This window comes from Brevibacterium sanguinis (assembly GCF_003315415.1).
GTDB lineage: Bacteria > Actinomycetota > Actinomycetes > Actinomycetales > Brevibacteriaceae > Brevibacterium > Brevibacterium celere_A.
In genome coordinates this window covers 14,659-32,665 of sequence record NZ_QNSB01000009.1, presented here as the reverse complement: position 1 = coordinate 32,665, position 18,007 = coordinate 14,659, and the positions used below count along the sequence as shown (strand labels likewise).

16 protein-coding genes are annotated in these 18,007 nt (G+C 65.6%); 6 read left to right on the top strand and 10 right to left on the bottom strand.

Annotation, left to right across the window (positions count from 1 at the left end; genetic code table 11):
- Window positions 1-114: 114 nt before the first annotated feature.
- Together DFO65_RS12805 and DFO65_RS12800 are read left to right on the top strand one after the other, a co-directional pair.
- Window positions 115-1,647 carry a S10 family peptidase gene (locus DFO65_RS12805; protein WP_113904831.1) on the top strand — a complete coding sequence of 511 codons (1,533 nt, stop codon included), beginning with the start codon at window positions 115-117 and terminating at the stop codon, window positions 1,645-1,647.
- Window positions 1,644-3,368, top strand: coding sequence for a DUF885 domain-containing protein (locus tag DFO65_RS12800; protein ID WP_113904830.1), 1,725 nt, complete (start codon window positions 1,644-1,646; stop codon window positions 3,366-3,368). The genes DFO65_RS12805 and DFO65_RS12800 overlap by 4 nt, the downstream gene beginning before the upstream one ends.
- 52 nt (window positions 3,369-3,420) lie before the next feature.
- Here the strand turns inward: DFO65_RS12800 and DFO65_RS12795 are convergent, their stop codons facing one another.
- Window positions 3,421-4,938 carry an amidohydrolase family protein gene (locus tag DFO65_RS12795; protein ID WP_220151295.1) on the bottom strand — a complete coding sequence of 506 codons (1,518 nt, stop codon included), beginning with the start codon at window positions 4,936-4,938 and terminating at the stop codon, window positions 3,421-3,423.
- A 372-nt stretch (window positions 4,939-5,310) separates the two neighbouring features.
- On the opposite strand from DFO65_RS12795, the gene DFO65_RS12790 reads away from it, so the two are divergent.
- Window positions 5,311-6,306: an NADP-dependent oxidoreductase gene (locus DFO65_RS12790; RefSeq protein WP_220151294.1), complete on the top strand. Its 996-nt coding sequence runs from the start codon at window positions 5,311-5,313 to the stop codon at window positions 6,304-6,306.
- Window position 6,307: 1 nt separating this feature from the next.
- On the opposite strand, the gene DFO65_RS12785 is transcribed toward DFO65_RS12790, so the two are convergent.
- Window positions 6,308-6,535: an anti-sigma factor gene (locus tag DFO65_RS12785; protein ID WP_113904829.1), complete on the bottom strand. Its 228-nt coding sequence runs from the start codon at window positions 6,533-6,535 to the stop codon at window positions 6,308-6,310.
- A complete protein-coding gene (locus DFO65_RS12780) occupies window positions 6,532-7,185 on the bottom strand; it encodes an RNA polymerase sigma factor (protein ID WP_113904929.1) in 654 nt (217 codons plus the stop codon). The genes DFO65_RS12785 and DFO65_RS12780 overlap by 4 nt, the downstream gene beginning before the upstream one ends.
- A 208-nt stretch (window positions 7,186-7,393) precedes the next feature.
- Between DFO65_RS12780 and DFO65_RS12775 the strand changes: the two genes are divergently transcribed.
- Window positions 7,394-7,810 (top strand): DoxX family membrane protein, encoded by a 417-nt coding sequence (locus tag DFO65_RS12775; RefSeq protein WP_113904828.1) that lies wholly within the window; start codon window positions 7,394-7,396, stop codon window positions 7,808-7,810.
- Between the two features lie 34 nt (window positions 7,811-7,844).
- Here the strand turns inward: DFO65_RS12775 and DFO65_RS12770 are convergent, their stop codons facing one another.
- Window positions 7,845-8,579: a DUF2848 domain-containing protein gene (locus DFO65_RS12770; RefSeq protein WP_245940735.1), complete on the bottom strand. Its 735-nt coding sequence runs from the start codon at window positions 8,577-8,579 to the stop codon at window positions 7,845-7,847.
- 91 nt (window positions 8,580-8,670) lie between these two features.
- Between DFO65_RS12770 and DFO65_RS12765 the strand changes: the two genes are divergently transcribed.
- Window positions 8,671-10,008, top strand: a complete 1,338-nt coding sequence (locus DFO65_RS12765; protein WP_113904826.1) for an MFS transporter — start codon at window positions 8,671-8,673, stop codon at window positions 10,006-10,008.
- A gap of 6 nt (window positions 10,009-10,014) precedes the next feature.
- Here the strand turns inward: DFO65_RS12765 and DFO65_RS12760 are convergent, their stop codons facing one another.
- Window positions 10,015-10,668 carry a GntR family transcriptional regulator gene (locus tag DFO65_RS12760; RefSeq protein WP_113904825.1) on the bottom strand — a complete coding sequence of 218 codons (654 nt, stop codon included), beginning with the start codon at window positions 10,666-10,668 and terminating at the stop codon, window positions 10,015-10,017.
- 85 nt (window positions 10,669-10,753) lie between these two features.
- Between DFO65_RS12760 and DFO65_RS12755 the strand changes: the two genes are divergently transcribed.
- Entirely contained in the window at window positions 10,754-11,584 is an 831-nt protein-coding gene (locus DFO65_RS12755; protein ID WP_113904824.1) for a carbon-nitrogen hydrolase family protein, read from the top strand.
- A 78-nt stretch (window positions 11,585-11,662) separates the two neighbouring features.
- On the opposite strand, the gene DFO65_RS12750 is transcribed toward DFO65_RS12755, so the two are convergent.
- The 5 genes from DFO65_RS12750 to DFO65_RS12730 all read right to left on the bottom strand — a co-directional run bounded on the left by DFO65_RS12750 (window position 11,663) and on the right by DFO65_RS12730 (window position 17,993).
- Window positions 11,663-12,388 carry a DeoR/GlpR family DNA-binding transcription regulator gene (locus DFO65_RS12750; protein WP_113904823.1) on the bottom strand — a complete coding sequence of 242 codons (726 nt, stop codon included), beginning with the start codon at window positions 12,386-12,388 and terminating at the stop codon, window positions 11,663-11,665.
- 61 nt (window positions 12,389-12,449) lie between these two features.
- Complete coding sequence (gene pdxA, locus DFO65_RS12745; protein WP_113904822.1) at window positions 12,450-13,496, bottom strand: 4-hydroxythreonine-4-phosphate dehydrogenase PdxA; 1,047 nt, start codon at window positions 13,494-13,496, stop codon at window positions 12,450-12,452.
- A gap of 87 nt (window positions 13,497-13,583) precedes the next feature.
- Window positions 13,584-15,017 carry a four-carbon acid sugar kinase family protein gene (locus DFO65_RS12740; RefSeq protein WP_113904821.1) on the bottom strand — a complete coding sequence of 478 codons (1,434 nt, stop codon included), beginning with the start codon at window positions 15,015-15,017 and terminating at the stop codon, window positions 13,584-13,586.
- Window positions 15,017-16,504, bottom strand: coding sequence for a GntP family permease (locus tag DFO65_RS12735; protein WP_181778722.1), 1,488 nt, complete (start codon window positions 16,502-16,504; stop codon window positions 15,017-15,019). The genes DFO65_RS12740 and DFO65_RS12735 overlap by 1 nt, the downstream gene beginning before the upstream one ends.
- Window positions 16,505-16,625: 121 nt before the next feature.
- Window positions 16,626-17,993 (bottom strand): HAMP domain-containing protein, encoded by a 1,368-nt coding sequence (locus tag DFO65_RS12730; protein ID WP_113904820.1) that lies wholly within the window; start codon window positions 17,991-17,993, stop codon window positions 16,626-16,628.
- Window positions 17,994-18,007 lie beyond the last annotated feature (14 nt).

Sequence of the window (18,007 nt, the reverse complement as noted above, 5' to 3'; positions counted from 1 at the left end):
GATGGCGAAGCCGGCCCCTGGCACCGACGATGACAATCCACACATCAATCACGATGGACGTCGGATCGCGACGAGCGGACTCGACGCCGAAGGAAAGGACACAGCGGAACTTCCATGACAGAGGCGCAGACGACGGCCCAGCCGCAGGAGACTCCGACCACTGCGAGGCAGAGGCGAGAGCCGAAGGACGACTTCGTCACCACCGAGCATGAACTTCTCATCGGCGATGACGTCCTGCGGTACCGCGCCGAGACCGGACGAATGGTCATCGGCGAGGAGATGCTCGAGGACGGGGTTTTCGAAGGACTGAGGCCCAAGGCCCAGGTCTTCATGACCTCGTACATGGCGATCGAGAAGCCGGGGGCGGATATTCGCCCAGTCATCTTCGTGTTCAACGGCGGACCCGGCTCCTCCTCGGCGTGGCTGCACATCGGTCTGTTCGGACCGCGCCGGGTCGTAGCCAACGACATCGACGACCGCACGCCCCCGCCCTACGGCCTGACCGACAATCTCGAAACCTCGCTGGCCTATGCTGACCTCGTGTTCATCGATCCGGTGACGACCGGATTCTCCCGTACAGTCGAGGGGGAGAAGCCGGAGGAGTTCCACGGCTTCACCGGTGACCGGGATATCGTAGGCGAGGCTATCCGCCAGTGGCTGTGCAGGAACAACCGCTGGCTGGCGCCGAAGTTCCTCGCCGGGGAATCGTACGGGACGACGCGAGCGGCGGCACTAGCCGGTCATCTCGCCCGACGCCACGGCATCGCCTTCAACGGGATCATCCTCATCTCCGCTGTCCTCGACTTCGGAACGATCGATTTCAACGAGGGCAACGAGGCTCCGTATCTCCACTACCTTCCAACCTTCGCCGCGGTCGCGCACTACCACGGGAAGCACCCCGGTCGGGGACTTGAAGACGTTGTCGCCGAAGCAACCGAGTTCGCGTATGGAGACTACAGTCGTGCGCTCGAGCGCGGAAGTCGCCTCGGCGCAGAGGATCGGAACCGCATCGGTTCTCGATTGTCTGGGCTCATCGGGCTCGACGAGGAGTTCGTTCGTCTCGCTGACCTACGGATCGACGAGTTCACATTCTTCACTCAACTGCTGCGGAACCGGGGGCTTCGAATTGGCCGACTTGACTCTCGCTTCACAGCCCACCCTGGCAAGACTAATGGGGAGGTCCTTGGCGACGATCCTTCATACCCGATCATTCAGTACCCATACACCGTTGGGATCAATCATCTGCTGCGTGCCGAACTCGGCTACGAATCCGATCTCACCTACGAGGTGCTGACTTCTCGTGTGCATCCATGGTCGTACAAGGAGTTCGAGAACTCCTCAGTTAACACAGCGGACGACCTCGCCTTTGCCATGCGAATGAACCCAGACCTCAAGGTCTATGTGGCCTTCGGATATCACGATTCGGCCACACCGTTCGCAGCTTCTGAACATGTACTTGCCCACCTAAGAATCTCGCCTGCAGGTCAGGAGAACATCGTCCGACGCTACTATCCGGCCGGCCACATGATGTATGTCAATCAGAAAGTGCGGATCGACCAACTGGCCGACATTGCCGCATTCGTGCATTGGGGCATGCAGTCGGCTCCGCGACCTGAATCCAACCAACCAAAAGCAGGTGTGCAATGAATCAGCAGCGACGCTCGGGGACCGGGACCATCGGGAAGCATACACCGGCCAACGCGAACTTAGGTCGAACGAACGAGGGCCAGCGGCTGTATGAGATCATCGACGCAGAGTGGAAGTGGCGGGAGACTGAATTCGGGAGCCTGTCCCAGAAAGCTGTTGCCAGGCACTTTCTTCCAGATATCAGCCCCGCGTCGCAGGAGAGGCGAACCTCCAAGTGGCGAGAGGTTCGGCAGGCAATCGATTCCATCGACCGGGCCCTGCTGAACGACGATGAGGCCCTCGATCTTGACGTCTACTCCCAGCAACTGAACTCGCTTCTTGAGGCCCAAGAACACAGGATGTGGGAAAGGCCAGCGACCGCAGATTCGGCATTCTGGCGGACACTTGCCTTCGACGCTTACCGACTCGTGCTCGGCGATGAGGAAAGCGCGCGGGCATACCTTGGCCTGCTCCGCGACATCCCCCGCTACTTCGAGCAACAGATTTCAAACATGAGGGATGGAGTCGCGAGAGGATTCGGGCCAGCGCGGGTGTGCATGCTCGGTCGCGAAGAGCCAGTGCGGAGCGTGGCGGAGGTCTCCGACGTCCGAAGCCTGCCCTTTTTCGGCCCGTTCGATCGCATCCGATGGTCAGGTAGGGAAGCAGAACGGGATTCACTGCAGGCCGAGGCGCTTGAAGTGTTGACCTCCGAGGTCGTGCCGGCATACGGGAAGCTGCACCGATTCCTCGTCACGGAGTACTTGCCGGAACTGCCGGAATCGATCGCAGCGGCTGATCAGCCCGACGGGCTGGACTTCTACTGCTCGCAGGTCCGAGAGTATTCGACGACAGAATTGGACCCACAGGAGATCTTTGACCTCGGGATGACGGAAGTGAGGAAGATCAGGGTCGAGCTTGAGGAGACCGCCGCGGAGGTCGGCTTCGCCGATGATCTCGACGGTCTCTTCCACTTCATGCGCACTGAACCCCGGTTCTATGCAATGACTCCGAGGCAACTTCTGGCTGAAGCGGCTTACACCTGCAAGGCGTTTGATCGTGTCATCCACCAGTACTTCGGGAAGCTGCCAGAACAGCGATTCGCCGTCATGGAGACTCCTTCCGAGATTGCCCCCTTCGATACATTTGGTCGGGGAGCTCCTGATCGATACCTTCTCAATACCTACAATCTCCCGGCTCGACCGCTCTACTCCCTGCCAGCACTGACGCTGCACGAGTCCGCTCCCGGGCATTCCTTCCAGATATCCCTCGCTGAGGAACTTGATCTTCCCGATTTCCGAAGGCTCTATATTTCGGCGTTCGGCGAGGGATGGGGTCTGTACACGGAGCGATTGGGCGACGAGATGGGAATCTACGAGACTCCTTACGAGCGGATTGGTATGTTGTCATTCCAGATGTGGCGCGCAGTGAGGTTGGTCGTCGACCCGGGAATGCACGTCTTTGGCTGGTCTCGACAGCAAGCACAGGATTTCCTTCGAGAGAACACTGCCATCGCCGAACACGAGATTGTCACCGAGATCGACCGGTACATTTCCTGGCCGGGACAGGCAACTGCCTATTACCTTGGACTCCTGACGATCCAGCGGCTCCGCCGTGAAGCCGAAGAGGCACTGGAGGAGGACTTCAACATCCGGGACTTCCACGACACGATACTCGGCCTTGGCAGCGTGCCCCTGACCGTCCTGGAGGCACAGGTGCGCAGATACATTGCCGCTGCGGCCTGAATCGCGCAGCTCCTGATTGCGCAGGTGAATGCGTAAGACGCGAAACCGGGGCTCAGGTCGTACGCTGGGATTGCGCGGCTTTCTCCTCCGCCACCATCGCCGCAATGTCGGCACGTAGTTCGGCGGCATCGTAGAGGACGCCGCTTCGCATCGTGAATCTGACTCCGCTGACTCTGCCTACCCCGTTATCAGAGGAACGCAGATGTCCGTTTCCGTAGAGGACCTTGAAGTTACCCACCGGGTTCTCCGAAGCGACGACGAGGTCTGCAACCTTGCCGACTTCAATCGAACCCACTTCTGAATCGATACCGAGCAGTTCGGCACCGTGCAGCGTCGCCGCCCGAATCACCTCGAGGGGATGGAATCCCGCCTCTTGGAGGAGTTCGAGCTCCTCGATGAACCCGAAGCCGTAGACCTTGTAGATGAAGCCTGAATCCGACCCTGCGGTCACCCTGCCACCGAGGTTCTTGAAGTCGTTGACGAAGGACATCCACTTCACATAGGCATGCCGCCAAGCGATCTCGTCGTCGGTCGTCCAATCTCCCATATAGGACCCGTGCTTTTCGGGCGACGGCTGAAAGAACTGCCAAAGGGTTGGTGAAGTGTACTTTTCGTGCCATTCGGAAGTTCGCACCCGGGCAGCGTCTCGGGACCCGATATAAATATTGAATGTCGGACTCAGCGTTGTCCCGAGTTCACATAGTTCCTCCAGAGTCTCCTGCCAGGCAGCATTTCCGCGCTCCGCTGTCTGTAACCAAAGCTGCGCTCCCTGACTGAACCGCTCGGGTTCACTGTTGTGATTGTAGGAGCTTGGAACGTGTTGGACGGTTCGATCGCGGAACATCGCTTCGGGAATCCCGTACCAGTGCTCGATGCTGCCCAGACCCCACCTCGCTGAGGTGAGGGCATTGACCTGAGCGGCGCGACGCTGGTCGTGATGGCAGGCAGAGCCGAGTCCCAGCCGAGATGCTTCGTTGACTGCGGATTCAAAGACGTTGGGGGAGGTGCCGAAGAACTTCACTCCCTTCGCGCCCCGAGCGGCCACCTCGCGCACCCAAGCCATCGATTCGTCGCCTGACGTCGGAGATGTGGGAGTCAACATTCCGGCAATTAACGCTGGATAGACGTGAATCTTAGGTGCAACGATCTCCTGAGCCGCAGCTCGGCGAGCTTCGTTGAGCGTCCAGTCCAGTCCGTTGAACGCACCGAGCTCCCGCACAGTTGTCACTCCGTGTGCGAGCCAGAGCCGGTAGACGTAGTCGGAACTGGGTGCCTGGTCGGGAGTGCCGATGTGCGCGTGGGAATCGATGAAGCCGGGAAGAAGGAAATGATCGCGGAGGTCGAGCTCTTCCGCTCTTTCGGCGCTTGGACGATCGCGCATCGAGTTCGTCCCGGTAGTTTCCCAGATACCTGTAATTCGTTCGCCCTCGACCACGACATCGGCTGGTCCGAATGGAGCCGCACCGGTGCCGTCGATCACCGTGACGTTACGCAATACGAGTTTGCGAAATGGACCACTTCCGGTGGAGCGATCTGAGGCAGAGGTCTGAGGCGTGCGGGCGATTGGCATAGTATGTGTCCTCTGGGCCGGTTGGTCGCAATCTGAGTTCGAAACGGCTGAGGTCGATTGACCTGCACTCGTCATGTCTACAGATCGAATCTATTCCGATTTCAGAAGAAGCGCATCACGTCTCACAGTTCGATTGCCACCAATTGACATTTCCGGATTGCCGTTCGTGGATTCGGCAGTCTCGCCGACGACCTTCCTGGCTGTTCCGCTTGAACTTTCCTGAGATCCACCACTATGGGCTCGAGCAAACCGCCGCAGATTCGGTGGGCCTGCTCGGTCGGGGCACGACGAGCGAATCGCATGAGGACATGCGCTGCAGGCGAGGCACCTGCGACACTGGAGTCCGGCACCGATACGCGAAAGGATGGATCCATGAGCGATGCGAAGAAGGCCACGAACCCGTCGATCGACACAGCTGAGGCGGAGCCGACGATGCGAGCGATCAGCCAGGACCACCTCGGCGGGCCCGAGGTCCTCCACGAGATCGAACTCCCGATACCCAAGCCGGTCCCCGGTCAGATCCTCGTCCGGGTGCGTGCGGCAGGAGTGAACCCCACCGATTGGAAGCATCGAGGCGGTGCCGGCTTCCTGCCTGCGCCACCCTTCGTCCTCGGGTGGGACGTGTGCGGTGTCGTCGAGAAGGTGGGGGTGGGCGTGACGCTGTTCAAGCCCGGCGACGAAGTCTATGGCATGCTCCCGTACCCCTTTGGAGTCGGCTCGCACGCGGAGTTCGTCGTCGGGCCCACTCGTGCCTTCGTCCCGAAGCCGACGACCATCGACGAGGTGCAGGCAGGCGCCCTCCCGCTCGTCTCGCTGACGGCCTGGCAGGCGCTCGTCGACACCGCCGAGGTGGGCGAGGGCGACCGCGTTCTCATCCATGCCGCGGCCGGCGGGGTCGGGCATGTGGCGGTGCAGATCGCCAAGGCCCGCGGTGCGTATGTCATCGGCACGGCCAGCGCGCCCAAGCATGACTTCGTGCGCGACCTCGGTGCCGACGAGGTGGTCGACTACCGTGAGACCGACGTCGCCGAGGGTGTCAAGGACGTCGACGTCGTCCTCGACACCCTCGGGGGACAGAACCAGCTGGAGTCGCTGAAGTCGCTGCGCGACGGAGGCGTGCTGGTCTCGACCCTGCCGTTCCCCAAGCGCGGCCTCTTCGACGCCGCGACCGAGCGCGGCATCCGCGTCGAACTCATCCTCGTCGAGGCCGATCATGCGAGCATGCTCGCGATCTCCGATCTCGTCGAGTCGGGTCAGCTGCGGGCCACCATCGCGCAGACCTTCCCTCTCGCCGAGGCGGCCGAAGCACACCGGGTGGGCGAAGAGGGGCACACGACCGGCAAACTCGTGCTCACGATGGGGGAGTGACTCAGCCCAGCAGCTCGGCCAGGGTGCAGGCCTCCTCGGCGCAGGCCTCGCAACCGGCGAGGTGAACCTCCATGGGCTCGTCACGGAAGTCGGGCTCGGTCAGGCGACGTTCGACGAACTCGTCGAGGCGGTCGAAGCAGTCGTCGCACGACAGGTAGGGGCTCGTGTCGAGGAGCATCCCCAGCACCGTGTCGCGTGAGAGCTCGGCTCGTTTCGGGATGCCGGTCATGACGATCTCCTGCCTGTGGGCGGCTCGAGGTGTCCCGACGCCTGCAGTGCCGCGCGCAGCCGAACGCGGGCATCGTGGACCGTCTTGTACAGCGTGTTGCGCGTGGTGCCCAGTCGTTCGGCGAGGACGTCGATGGGCACCTGGTCGACGAGCAGGGCGAGCATGATCTGGCGCTGACGCGCGGTGAGGGCCGATGTCATCGCCTCCCGCGCCGCTCGGACCAGATCGCCGCCTTCGGCGACCTCGCTGGGGCCGGGATGGTGGTCGACGACCGGAAGATCGTCGAACAGCAGGACCTCGCGGTGTCGCCACGCCTGCCGGCGCACGGCGACGCCCGCGTGGAGAACCCCGAACTTGTACACCCAGGTGCTGAAGCGGCTGCGGCCCTCGAACGAGTCGAGTTTGCGCATCACAGCGAGCAGGGCGTCGTCGGCCGCCTGCTGGGCGAGGTCCTCGAGATCCGCCGCACCAGCTCCCGGCAGCTGGTGCCGCAACCGCCAGACCTGGGTGCGGGTCGCGCGCAACAGCAGGTCGAGCAGGGTCCGCTGCGCCGCGGTGCCCGCGGGATCGGGCTCACCGAGACGGCGGTACCAATCGTCGTCACTGACGACACCGCTGAGGTCGGTCGACATGCTGTCCACGATCGTCATTGTCTCACCGTCCGGTGCCGGCGTGGAGGTGTCATGGTCCATTGGTGTCGTCGAACAGTACGCGTCTTACCTCCGTCGCGTGTCGCAGGTGCGCAGGTCACGGATCGGCCACGGTCCGCCGGTGCGGGTAAGACTTCCGCGGTCGCCGACACAGAGGAGTCAAGGAATGCCAGCGGGTGTTCTCCGTCCACTCCGAAGGGAAGCCGTCATGCTCAACACAACCCCGTCCGCGGTGTCGGCAGGAACGGACGTCGGCGCTCAGCGCGCCTACCTCCTCCTCCGCACGGTCTTCACGGTCGCCCCGATCGTGTTCGGTCTCGACAAGTTCGTCAACCTCCTCGTCGACTGGCCGATCTATCTGGCACCGTGGATCGATGCGATCCTGCCGGGCACCGCGCAGCAGGCGATGTACGCCGTCGGTGTCGTCGAGGTCATCGCCGGCATCGTCGTCGCCATCGCCCCGAGGTTCGGTTCGCTGCTCGTCGCGGCCTGGCTGCTCGGGATCATCGTCAACCTCGTGTCGACCGGTGACTTCCTCGACATCGCCCTGCGCGATTTCGGGCTGTTCGTCGGTGCGCTCGCGCTCGCGGCACTGGCCTGGGGCCGCTCGCGGCGCGCAGACTGAATTCTGCGGGATTCTGTCCCAGTGCGGATGCCGGTCACCCGATGGGGGCCGGCATCTCCTTGACTTCGTAATGCAGTGAGATCGTCTCGCCGGTCACGGGGTCCGAGATCGTGACCTTCCACGCCGGGAGGAACTGGTCGACTCCGGGGATCATCGGCACGGTGCCCGAAATCAGCATCGTGCCGGGGCCGTCAAGCCCGCGCTCTCCCAGATCGTCAAGCCAGTACCGGGGAGGGAGGAGATCCGCGAACGAGCCGTCCTGAATCAGGGTCTCGGTCCCTTCGTCATCAATGACCCAGGCGCGAATGGAAATCTCGTCGATGTGGTCGACGATGTCGTCGTAGCGCCACGCGTGGCCGGCCACGACGTCCGGCGAGGCGTTCTTGGACCATGCGACGCCGTGGACTTCGAGTTCGCGATCCGTGTGGTCGCAGGCTGCGGTGATGTACACGCCGTCGTCGGCGATGATCATCGCCCACTCGGCTTCGCCCGAGGTCCGCGAGTGCTGGACGTCGATCGTTGAAACCTGCTGAGCGAGATAGGGCGATACCGGATACAAGGCCGGGATCGCGCTGGGACCTTCAACGCCGAGTTCGGCGAGTTCGTCGATGTGCGCCTGAACGGATGCCTGATTGCGGCCCGCGTACCCCGCGTTGAGCAGCCGGGTGATGTCGATGGTCTTGGACGAGCCGTCGGGAAGTTGGAATGTGAGCACTGGGCCGACCCTTCTGCTGTTGGAGAAACTGCGATGTGAGCTGTTGCATCTCACTGTATACAATTAATATACAATATCGAGCAGGTCAGTGCTCACACATCCGCCGCTGGGGCGGAGCGCACAGTAATAGATATGGAGGCTCGACATGGAAGTCGACACCAAGGACCGACCGCCGGTGGGCAGACGAGAACTCGCCAAGGCATTCGCCGCGAGTCTGAGCGGCACCACCCTCGAGTGGTACGATTTCGCGATCTACTCTGCGGCCGCGGCGATCGTGTTCCCGACATTGTTCTTCCCGGCCGGAGACTCGATGACCGGCGTCCTGCTCGCCTTCTCGACCTACGCTGTCGGTTACATCTCCCGCCCGGTCGGCGGAGTGGTCTTCGGTCGTCTCGGCGACAAGGTCGGGCGCAAGAAGGTGCTGGTCTGGACCCTCGTCCTGATCGGTGTCACGACCTTCCTCATCGGCGTGCTCCCGACCTATCAGTCCATCTCGATCGCAGCTCCGACCATCCTCGTGCTCCTGCGCTTCGCTCAGGGCGTCGGCGTCGGCGGCGAGTGGGGAGGCGCAGTCCTCCTCTCGAGCGAATACGGAAACCCTCACTATCGGGGCTTCTGGTCCTCGGCCGCCCAGGTCGGACCGCCGGCCGGCAACCTCCTTGCCAACGGCGCCTTTGCGGCCCTGACGCTGATGATGTCAGAAGAGGCCTTCTTCGCCTTCGGGTGGAGGATCGCGTTCCTCGTCTCCGCCCTGCTCGTCATCTTCGGCCTCTGGATCCGGCTCAAGCTCGAGGACACGCCGGTATTCAAGGCCGTCGAGCAGTCCGGCGAACAGCCCAAGGAGCCGATCAAGGAGCTGCTTCGCACCGAACCCAAACAGTTGGCGTCAGGGATCATGGCGCGAGTCGGACCCGATGTCACATATGCGCTCTTCGTCGTCTTCACCCTCGCCTATGGCACGCTGGTCCTCGACATGGACCGGACGGTCGTCCTCGGTGCTGTCATGCTCGGATCGGCGTTCCAGATCGTCTGCATCCCGCTGGCCGGCTACATCTCGGACCTCGTCAATCGTCGCCTCGTTTACGCCATGGCCGCGATCGGAGCCGCGCTCTGGGCCTGGCTCTTCTTCTCCCAGGTCGACACCGACCCGGTTCTGTGGATGTACATCGGCATTCCCGTCGGTCTCCTCTTCCACTCGTTCATGTACGGGCCGCAGGCGGCGTTCGTCGTCGAGCAGTTCCACCCGCGGCTGCGCTACACGGGCTCGTCCCTGGCCTACACCATCGCCGGGGTCGTCGGAGGTGCCGTGGCTCCCGCGATGTTCACGCTCCTGCTCGATTCCACCGGAACCTGGATCTGGGTCGTCGTCTATCTCGCGGGTGCTTGCACGGTCACCCTCATCGGATTGGCCATCGGCCGGAACAACAATGTCCAGGAGGACCTCGACTACCTCGAGGTGCTCGCCTCGCACAAGCGGGATTGAGGTCGCTCAGTCGTCGACGCCGCGCAGCAGCAGAGCCTGGGTGTTGGCGATATGAGCGCTGATCGCGGCGATCGCATCCTCGATGCTCCGGGCCTCCAGTGCGTCGAGGATGCGTGCGTGCTCGACGAGGACCTCGTCCGGGCGGCTGGTGCTCGTCCAGGTGGCGGAGATGCCGAAGCGGACGTGCTTGACGCGCAGCCGCATGTAGATGTCGGTCATCACCGAGTTCCTGGCGGCGGCGACCATCGCCGCGTGGAACATCTGATCGATGGCGATGAACTCCGGAATGTTGTCCTCGGAGACCGTCAGGGCGTCCTGCTCGTGGAGCAGGCGGCGCATCTCCTCGACCGGCACCTCGCCGTTGGAGAGGATCTTGCGCGCCGCCTCGATCTCGATGAGCTGCCGGACCTCCAGAGTGTCGCGGATCTCCCGCCCGCTGCTCGGCGGAACATAGGCGCCGCGGTGGGCGATGAGCTCGACGAATCCCTCCGCGTCGAGCATGATGAGGGCCTCCCGGATCGGAGTCCTCGACAGGCCGATGACGTCGACGAGATTGGCCTCGGTGAGGAAAGTTCCCTGCACGGCGGGATCGGTGAGGACAAGATCTCGGATCTTCTCGTAGGCCGCTTGGCGTGCCGCTGGTCCGGTGGATGTCCGCATGAGGTCCACTCTAGCCGCTGTCGCCTGACGACGCCGCGCACATGTGCGCGGCGTCCTCGCCCCAATCACAACGAAAGGCAGAAGTATGCGTATTGCAATCGCACAGATGAACTCGACCCCTGATGCCGCAGAGAACCTGCGACAGGTCGAGGCGATGACGAAGGAAGCTGCGCGGGAAGGCGCGTCACTCGTGATCTTCCCCGAGGCGACACATGTTCCCTTCGGGACCGATCTGCGAAGGGCTGCCGAGGAACTCGATGGTCCCTGGGCGACCGCACTGACCGAGATCGCACTCGGCTCCTCGGTGACTGTCGTTGCGGGGATGTTCCGACCGGGACACGGGACGAAGGTCGTCAACACTCTCATCGCCACGGGCCTTGATCCGAACGGCGACCGCGTCTTCGCTCACTATGACAAGATCCACCTCTACGATGCCTTCGGCCACCGGGAATCGAGTGATGTGACAGCGGGCGAAGAGGTCCGCACGTTCGGCTTCGGGACTCTGCGTGTCGGACTGGCCGTCTGCTATGACATCCGGTTCCCTGCGCTGTTCACTACGCAGGCTCGTGCCGGTGCCGATCTCATCGTCGTCTCCGCCTCATGGGGCAGCGGGCCGGGAAAGGCGGAGCAGTGGAAGCTGCTGGGGCGCGCCCGTGCTCTCGACTCGACGACGTATATCGCCGCGTGCGGACAGGCAGACCCGGAGACGACTGGAGTACCTGCCGTGGCTGGCAGTCCAACCGGCATCGGCCACTCGTTCATCGCCGGCCCTGATGGCTCGGTGCTCAACGAGTGCGGTACCGGCACCGAGCTGGCCTATGCCACCATCGACCCCGATCTGCTGTCGAGGACGCGCTCAAAGCTGCCGGTCCTCGACAACTCGCGACTCGAAGGTGAGACCCGAGTCTCCGTGTAGGGGCCGACTGCCCGCGCACGCCCGATCCCGCACGGACTCGGCGACGCGTCCGGGGAGCCGGATCTCACCCCTGACCGCTCAGCCAAGCCCCCGGGGTCCCGACTCGTCGATCCACACCCATCCGGCCGGCATCGGCGCCCACGCGGCAACGTCCCGGCCGGACTTCGAGGAATCGGCGAGGACGACGACGGTCCGCGCCCGCCCGGCGACGAGCTCCTTCGTCCTGGCTTCCTCCGGAGTGGGCTCACCGAGCCCCCACCGGGGGTCGACGGCGTCGGCGCCGAGGAAGGCGAGGTCGACGCGGATCCGGCCGAGAGCATGGTCGCTGAACGCCCCCGTCGTGCCATGGGTCATCGTCGAGACCCGACCCCCGACCATGACGACCTCGGGACCGTCCGGGTGGGCCAGGGCGAGAGCGATCTCGAGTCCTCTCGTATGGACGGTGAGATCCCGCCTCGACCGGATCCTTTCGGCGAGGCGCAGGGTGGTCGAGCCGGCGTCGAGGAACACCGTGCGCACCCCGGGATCGTCGAGGTAGGTCAGGGCCGCGGTCGCGATGGCGTCCTTCGCCTCGGCGTTGTGCTCCATCCGCTCCCCGAGCGGGGACTCGACGTAGCGGGTCGCCGCGGCACCGCCGATCGTGCGGATGACCTCTCCGGTCTCCGACATCTCGCGCAGGTCCCGGCGGATCGTCGACTCGGAGGTGCCCATCTCGGCGGCCAGGCGCGCGATGCTCCACGTTCCGGTCTTGAGCAGCGCGGCGATGGTCTCACGCCGCTTCTGCGTACCGCTGCGAACCGCCATCACGCCACCACCCCTGTCGCCTCCAGCCGTCCCGTCCGATCGCGCCCACCGGCAGAGCCGCCTACTGCGGCAGGTACTCCGCCCGGATCCCGTCGACGTATGGCGCGTAGCCGATCGCGGCCGCATAGGCCGAGCGCATGGTGCCGGCATCGGCGATGCCGCGGCCGGCAATGTCGAAGGCGGTGCCGTGGTCGACGGAGGTGCGCAGGATCGGCAGTCCGACCGTGACCGAGATCGTGCCGTCGAAGTCATAGGTCTTCGAGGCGATGTGTCCCTGGTCGTGGTACTGCGAGAGGATGCCGTCGTAGCGGCCGATGAGCCCGTGGTGGAAGACCGAGTCGGCGGGGATCGGACCGGCGACCTCGAGCCCCGACTCGGCGTTGACGCGTTCGACGGCCGGCCGGAGGATCTCGATCTCCTCGTCGCCGAAGGCCCCGTTCTCCCCGCCGTGCGGGTTGAGTGCGGCGACCGCGAGGCGGGGGGAGTCGACACCGTAGAGCTGCAGGGCGCGGTGGGCGCGGAGGATCGAGTCGACCTGGGTGTCGACGGTGAGCGCGTCGAGGGCCTTCCGCAGCGACATGTGGCGGGTGGCGAAGAAGATCTGGAGCTTGTGATCGGGCACCTTCGTGTCCTCGACGACGAACATCGTGTCCTGCTTCGTCACGCCCGTGAGCTCACCGAGCATCTCCGTGTGCCCGAGGTGCTTCGACCCGGACTTCCACACGGCCTCCTTGTTGATGGGTCCGGTGACGATCCCGGCGATCTCCTGGTCCATCGCCGCCTTCGTCGCGACCTCGATCGCCGTGACCGAGGCCTGGCCCGCGCGGGCGTCGACGACGCCCCACTCGGGCAGGTCGTCGCCGAGCACGCCGATGTCGAAGACGTCGATGACGCCGGCACCGACCGACGGCGTCGACCAGTCGGTGATCGTCCGCAGTTCGACGTCGAGGCCGAGCACCTCGACCGCGCGTCGCATGACGGCGAGATCGGCGACGGCCACGCCGTGCTGATCGTCCCGGCCGGCGAATTCGCTGAGCACCTGGGCGGTGATCTCCGGGCCGATTCCGACGGGGTCGCCCACGGTGACGGCGAGTACGGGAGCGGTCATGTCAGTCTCCTAAACGTTGGGTTCCAATGATTATGCCTGTGCGGAAGAGCAGATCGGCCGGCGCTCGACACGACGGTGTCGGGCGTTTCAGGTCTCACCGGCGGCCCTGCCTGCCGCCGTTCGCTGTCGTGCGGACTGGCTCAGGTAGTCCAGGCACAGCGCCGCCGTCGCCGAGTCGCCGATGAGCCCGCCCTTCGTCACGATCGGCACCCCGGAGTGGGCACCGCCGATGAGTCGTCCACCCACGGCGAGCGGGATGATCTGAGTGTCGAGCTCCATCCCCAGGGCGTCGAGCTCGCCGAGCACGGCGGCGGTGATGTCACCGCCGGTCGTGTAGAGGCCGGAGACCGCTCGTCGGTCCATCACCTCGGCGGCGATCCGGGCAAGCCGCCGGGGGAGGAGCTCGGACTGCTCGGGCGTGAGATCGCCGATGTCGGAGGCGTCGATGACGGTGGCGACGATGATCGCCCGCGCTGAGGCGACGGCCATCACCTTCTCGACCGTTGCGTCGACCGCGGGCAGGCCCTCGTCGTCGAGGACCGCGCGCAGCACTGTGATCGTGGGATCCTCTCCGAGTTCGGCCAGCTGGGCTCGGGTCACCTCGGTGGCCGATCCGGAGATCCCGAGGATCACCTCGTCGGTGCGGGCCGGGAGCAGGGCTCGGGCCAGGGACAGGCTGCCCGGTCCCGGATCGATGGCCAGCCACTCGAGCGACTCACCGTGCCGCAGGTTGGCAGCCAGGCGGGCGCTGTCGCCGGGGGCGTCGGCGGGAGTCGACGCGATCTCCCGGGTGAGGTCGGCTGCCACCCGGCCGATGAGGTCGACGTGCTCCGTGGTCAGTGCGTCGCAGACGATGACGTCGACGCCGGATCCGACCGCCCTGAGCATCGCGGCACGCAGCGCCGGGCGACCGTCGAGGACGGTCTCGAGCTCGATGCCCGCGGTGGTGAGCTCGGTGCCGGTCGCGAGGATGTCGGCGACGACCGAGGTCTCCATGGGGGAGCGGACGTCGTGGCGCAGCTCGGTGTCCTCGAGCAGCCGCCCGTCGAGCAGCTGGCGACCGCCGACGGTGGTCCGTCCGGCGGTGGGGAATGCCGGGACGCACAGGCCGATGACCTTCACCCCGTCACCGGCCTGTGCCTGCCGGGAGGCCAGTGCCGCCTCGGCGGTGACTCCGACGTTTCCGCGCAGGGTCGTGTCGATCCGGCAGGTGGCGAGGTCGACGGGGCCGGCGGCCGCGACGATCGCCGAGGTGATATCCGCAGCGGTCTCGGCCGGCAGGTGCCGGGACTCGGCGTTGACGACGACCGCGTCGTAGTCGTCGAGGACGTCGCCGAGGCCGGGCGACTCGGCACCTCCGGTGCCGGTCAGGGTCATGGTCCGCAGTCCCGCCTCGGCGAAGAGCGCTCCGCACGAGTTCCCGCCGGTGAGGTCGTCGGCGATGATGAGGATCCGCGGGGACCGCGCCTCATCCGGTGGCGTGTCGGCGGGGGCGCCCGACGGCTTCGGGGACGACGACATCAGACGACCAGGTCGAGGATGAACAGCAGCGGCAGGGATCCGGCCCAGACCGCGGTCGTGATCCCGGACCACCCGCGGATGGCGGCGGTGCCGTCGAGGCCGGTGAAGCGGGTGACGACCCAGAAGTACGAGTCGTTGAAGTAGGAGAAGACCATCGACCCCGCCGTGCACGCCATCACCGCGACCAGGGGGCTCAGCCCCAAGGGGGCGATGAGCGGGGCGGTGACGGAGGCGGCGGTGATCATCGCGACGGTGCCCGAGCCCTGGGCCAGACGCACCAGCGAGGCGATGATGAAGGGGACGAGGAGTGCGGGCAGGCTGATCGAGGCGATCGCCTCGGCGAGGGCGTCGCCGACCCCCGATTCCCGCAGCACCATGCCGAAGGCGCCGCCGGCACCGGTGATGAGGAGGATGAGACCCGCCGAGGAGGCCGCGTCGGCCAGCCAGCCCTGCACGGTCGACCGCGGGGTGACCCGCGGCAGGAGGACGTAGACGGCGAGGATGAGGCCGATAATGAGCGCGATGACGGGGTTGCCGATGAACGCGATCGGAGCGACCCAGGCCGAGGCCTCGTAGGCGTCGCCGGAGAGCTGTCCCTGGGCGTTCTTGTCGATCGCGGTGCACACGGTGTTGGCGACGATGAGCAGGAGCGGAACGATGAGGGGCAGGAATCCGAGGAACGCCCCCGGCTTCGTCCCCGAGGCGATCCCGGAGGTCACGTCGCCGGATCCGCCTGCATCACCGGAGCCCGCCGAGGTGCTCGGCGCCTCGCCGGTGAGGGTGTCGACTCCGCCGGCGTGGGTGGTGGAGACCGATCCCGTCGAGGCGGCGACGGTGCCGTAGACCTGCTCGCGGACCTGGATGTTGAGCAGGGGTTCGAGCTTCGGGCCGATCCAGCGGGCGTAGATGACGACGACCGGCAGGAGCAGGATGGAGAAGACGAGCCCGGTGAGGATGACCGCTCCGATGTCGGCACCGAGGATGCCGGTGGCGGCCAACGGGCCGGGGGTCGGCGGGACCATGTGGTGGGTCAGCGTCATCCCGCAGCCGAGGGCGAGGGCGAGGGTGACGTAGCCGCCGCGCTTCACCCGGGCGATCGACCGGGCCAGGGGATTCATGATGACGTAGCCGGAGTCGCAGAAGACCGGGATCGACACGAGCGAGCCGACCGTGCCCATCGCCCAGGGCTCACGACCCTTGCCGAAGGCCCGGAGGAACGCCTGGGCGAGCGAATCGGCGGCACCCGAGACCTCGAGGATCTTGCCGATCCCGACGCCGAGGCCGATGACGATGCCGATGCTCGCGAGTGTGTCGCCGAATCCGGTGGTGATCGAGTCGACGAGGGCGAGCAGGTCCTGGCCGGCGACGACGCCGGTGACCACGGCTGCGACGAGCAGCGCGATGAAGGCGTCGAGGCGGGTGGCCAGGACGGTGACGACGATCGTCGCGATTCCGGCGACGAGCGCGAGTATGAGTTGCAGATCCATGAATTCCTCCACGGTGAGGCGGCCAGCTGAACAGAAGTTGAGCAGTATGAGCAAGTATGTGTCATAGATGCTCAGATTTGCAAAGTTCTGCCGAGGCCGGTGCGCTCTGCGCCAGTCGTCCTCAGTGGTCGAGCGCCAACTCCAGACGGGCGTAGGACCCGCCGTCGCCGAAGTCCTCGAGCACGAGGGACCCGCCGTGCTGTTCGGCGACGGCCCTGGTCAGAGCGAGGTTCCCCGAGCGGGATGTCGCCTCGGGCTCGTCATCGGCGTCGGCCGGCTGCGGAGGCGCTGACGCTGCGGAGGAATCGGCGTCGGCGGGCCGGGTGGCCCCGACCTCGATGGCGAGCATCCGATCGGCCCCGGCCCCGGCGTCGGAGATCCTCAGTCCGACACGCGAGCCCCTACCGCCCCGGCCCACGGTGTCGACGATGAGCGTGCTCAGCGCCTGCTGCACCGGGAGGTAGTCGACGGGCACGTGCGACACCGAGGTGGCGAACGCGATGTCGAGGTCGGCGGACTGATCGGCGAGTTCGGAGTGGACCCGGCTGACGACTTCGTAGACGAAGGGGCGCAGGGGTGCGCGCTCGAGCGGAGCAGCGCGACCGGCGGGCGCGACACCGACGGCTGCGGTGCCGACGGCCGCGGCGGGGGAGTCGGGGAGCGGGGAGCCCGCGGCTCCGCGGCCAGGGGATTCGAGGGCGATCCCGGCGGTGGAGGCGGTGGGCGGGATCGCCTCGGCGAGGACGCCCATGAACCGGTTGAACTCCCGGTTCACCTCACCGAACTCGTCGTGGCGGTCCTCGTTGAGACGGACCGAGCGGTCGCCTCGGCGGGCGTGGGCGAGTCCACGGCGGACGTCCCGCAGCGGGGTGAAGACGTCGCTGACGAGATAGGCCCCGAGCAGCAGGGCGATGCAGAACGCACTGATCGCGGTGATGATGAGCATCACCTCGGCGGTGTGCCGGGTCCGGGCGGTGTCGGAGTGGATCGCCTCACGACGGTCCGCGTCGGTGACCTCCGCGTTCGCCGTCACGGACTGGAACGACTCCGCGCTCGCCTCCTCGATCTGCTCGTCGAAGAGCCGCTCCGCCTCGGCGAAGTCACCGGCCTCGATGCGGTCGAACGCGCGGTGGCAGTCGGCGACGAGCGTGTCGAAGGCCTTCTGCACGGTCTCCACCTCCTGCCGCTCCTCCGCGGTGTCGACGAGTTCGGTCCAGGTCCGCAGGGCGTCGGACGCCGGTGCGATCGTCTCCTCGAAGTCCTGCCGGGCATCGGGGTCGTTGCCGGTCAGGCCCTCGGGCACCTCGAGCACCGCCTGGAAGGTCAGGGCCCGGACGCTCTGCAGCTTGAGGCTGCGTTCATAGTGACGCTGGAGGTCGTTCTCGGTCGTCTTCCAGTTGATGACGGCCCAGGTGGTGATCCCGGCAGCGAGGAAGGTCATGGCGACGAGAGAGCCGAAGAGGACGAAGAGCTTGCGGCGGAGGGTCATGTCTGCTCCTGGGG

Coding starts and splice junctions, on each gene's coding strand:
- DFO65_RS12805 (WP_113904831.1), top strand. CDS start 115: ATGACAGAGGCGCAGACGACGGCCCAGCCGCAGGAGACTCCGACCACT.
- DFO65_RS12800 (WP_113904830.1), top strand. CDS start 1,644: ATGAATCAGCAGCGACGCTCGGGGACCGGGACCATCGGGAAGCATACA.
- DFO65_RS12795 (WP_220151295.1), bottom strand. CDS start 4,938: ATGCCAATCGCCCGCACGCCTCAGACCTCTGCCTCAGATCGCTCCACC.
- DFO65_RS12790 (WP_220151294.1), top strand. CDS start 5,311: ATGAGCGATGCGAAGAAGGCCACGAACCCGTCGATCGACACAGCTGAG.
- DFO65_RS12785 (WP_113904829.1), bottom strand. CDS start 6,535: ATGACCGGCATCCCGAAACGAGCCGAGCTCTCACGCGACACGGTGCTG.
- DFO65_RS12780 (WP_113904929.1), bottom strand. CDS start 7,185: ATGACGATCGTGGACAGCATGTCGACCGACCTCAGCGGTGTCGTCAGT.
- DFO65_RS12775 (WP_113904828.1), top strand. CDS start 7,394: ATGCTCAACACAACCCCGTCCGCGGTGTCGGCAGGAACGGACGTCGGC.
- DFO65_RS12765 (WP_113904826.1), top strand. CDS start 8,671: ATGGAAGTCGACACCAAGGACCGACCGCCGGTGGGCAGACGAGAACTC.
- DFO65_RS12760 (WP_113904825.1), bottom strand. CDS start 10,668: ATGCGGACATCCACCGGACCAGCGGCACGCCAAGCGGCCTACGAGAAG.
- DFO65_RS12755 (WP_113904824.1), top strand. CDS start 10,754: ATGCGTATTGCAATCGCACAGATGAACTCGACCCCTGATGCCGCAGAG.
- DFO65_RS12750 (WP_113904823.1), bottom strand. CDS start 12,388: ATGGCGGTTCGCAGCGGTACGCAGAAGCGGCGTGAGACCATCGCCGCG.
- pdxA (WP_113904822.1), bottom strand. CDS start 13,496: ATGACCGCTCCCGTACTCGCCGTCACCGTGGGCGACCCCGTCGGAATC.
- DFO65_RS12740 (WP_113904821.1), bottom strand. CDS start 15,017: ATGTCGTCGTCCCCGAAGCCGTCGGGCGCCCCCGCCGACACGCCACCG.
- DFO65_RS12735 (WP_181778722.1), bottom strand. CDS start 16,504: ATGGATCTGCAACTCATACTCGCGCTCGTCGCCGGAATCGCGACGATC.
- DFO65_RS12730 (WP_113904820.1), bottom strand. CDS start 17,993: ATGACCCTCCGCCGCAAGCTCTTCGTCCTCTTCGGCTCTCTCGTCGCC.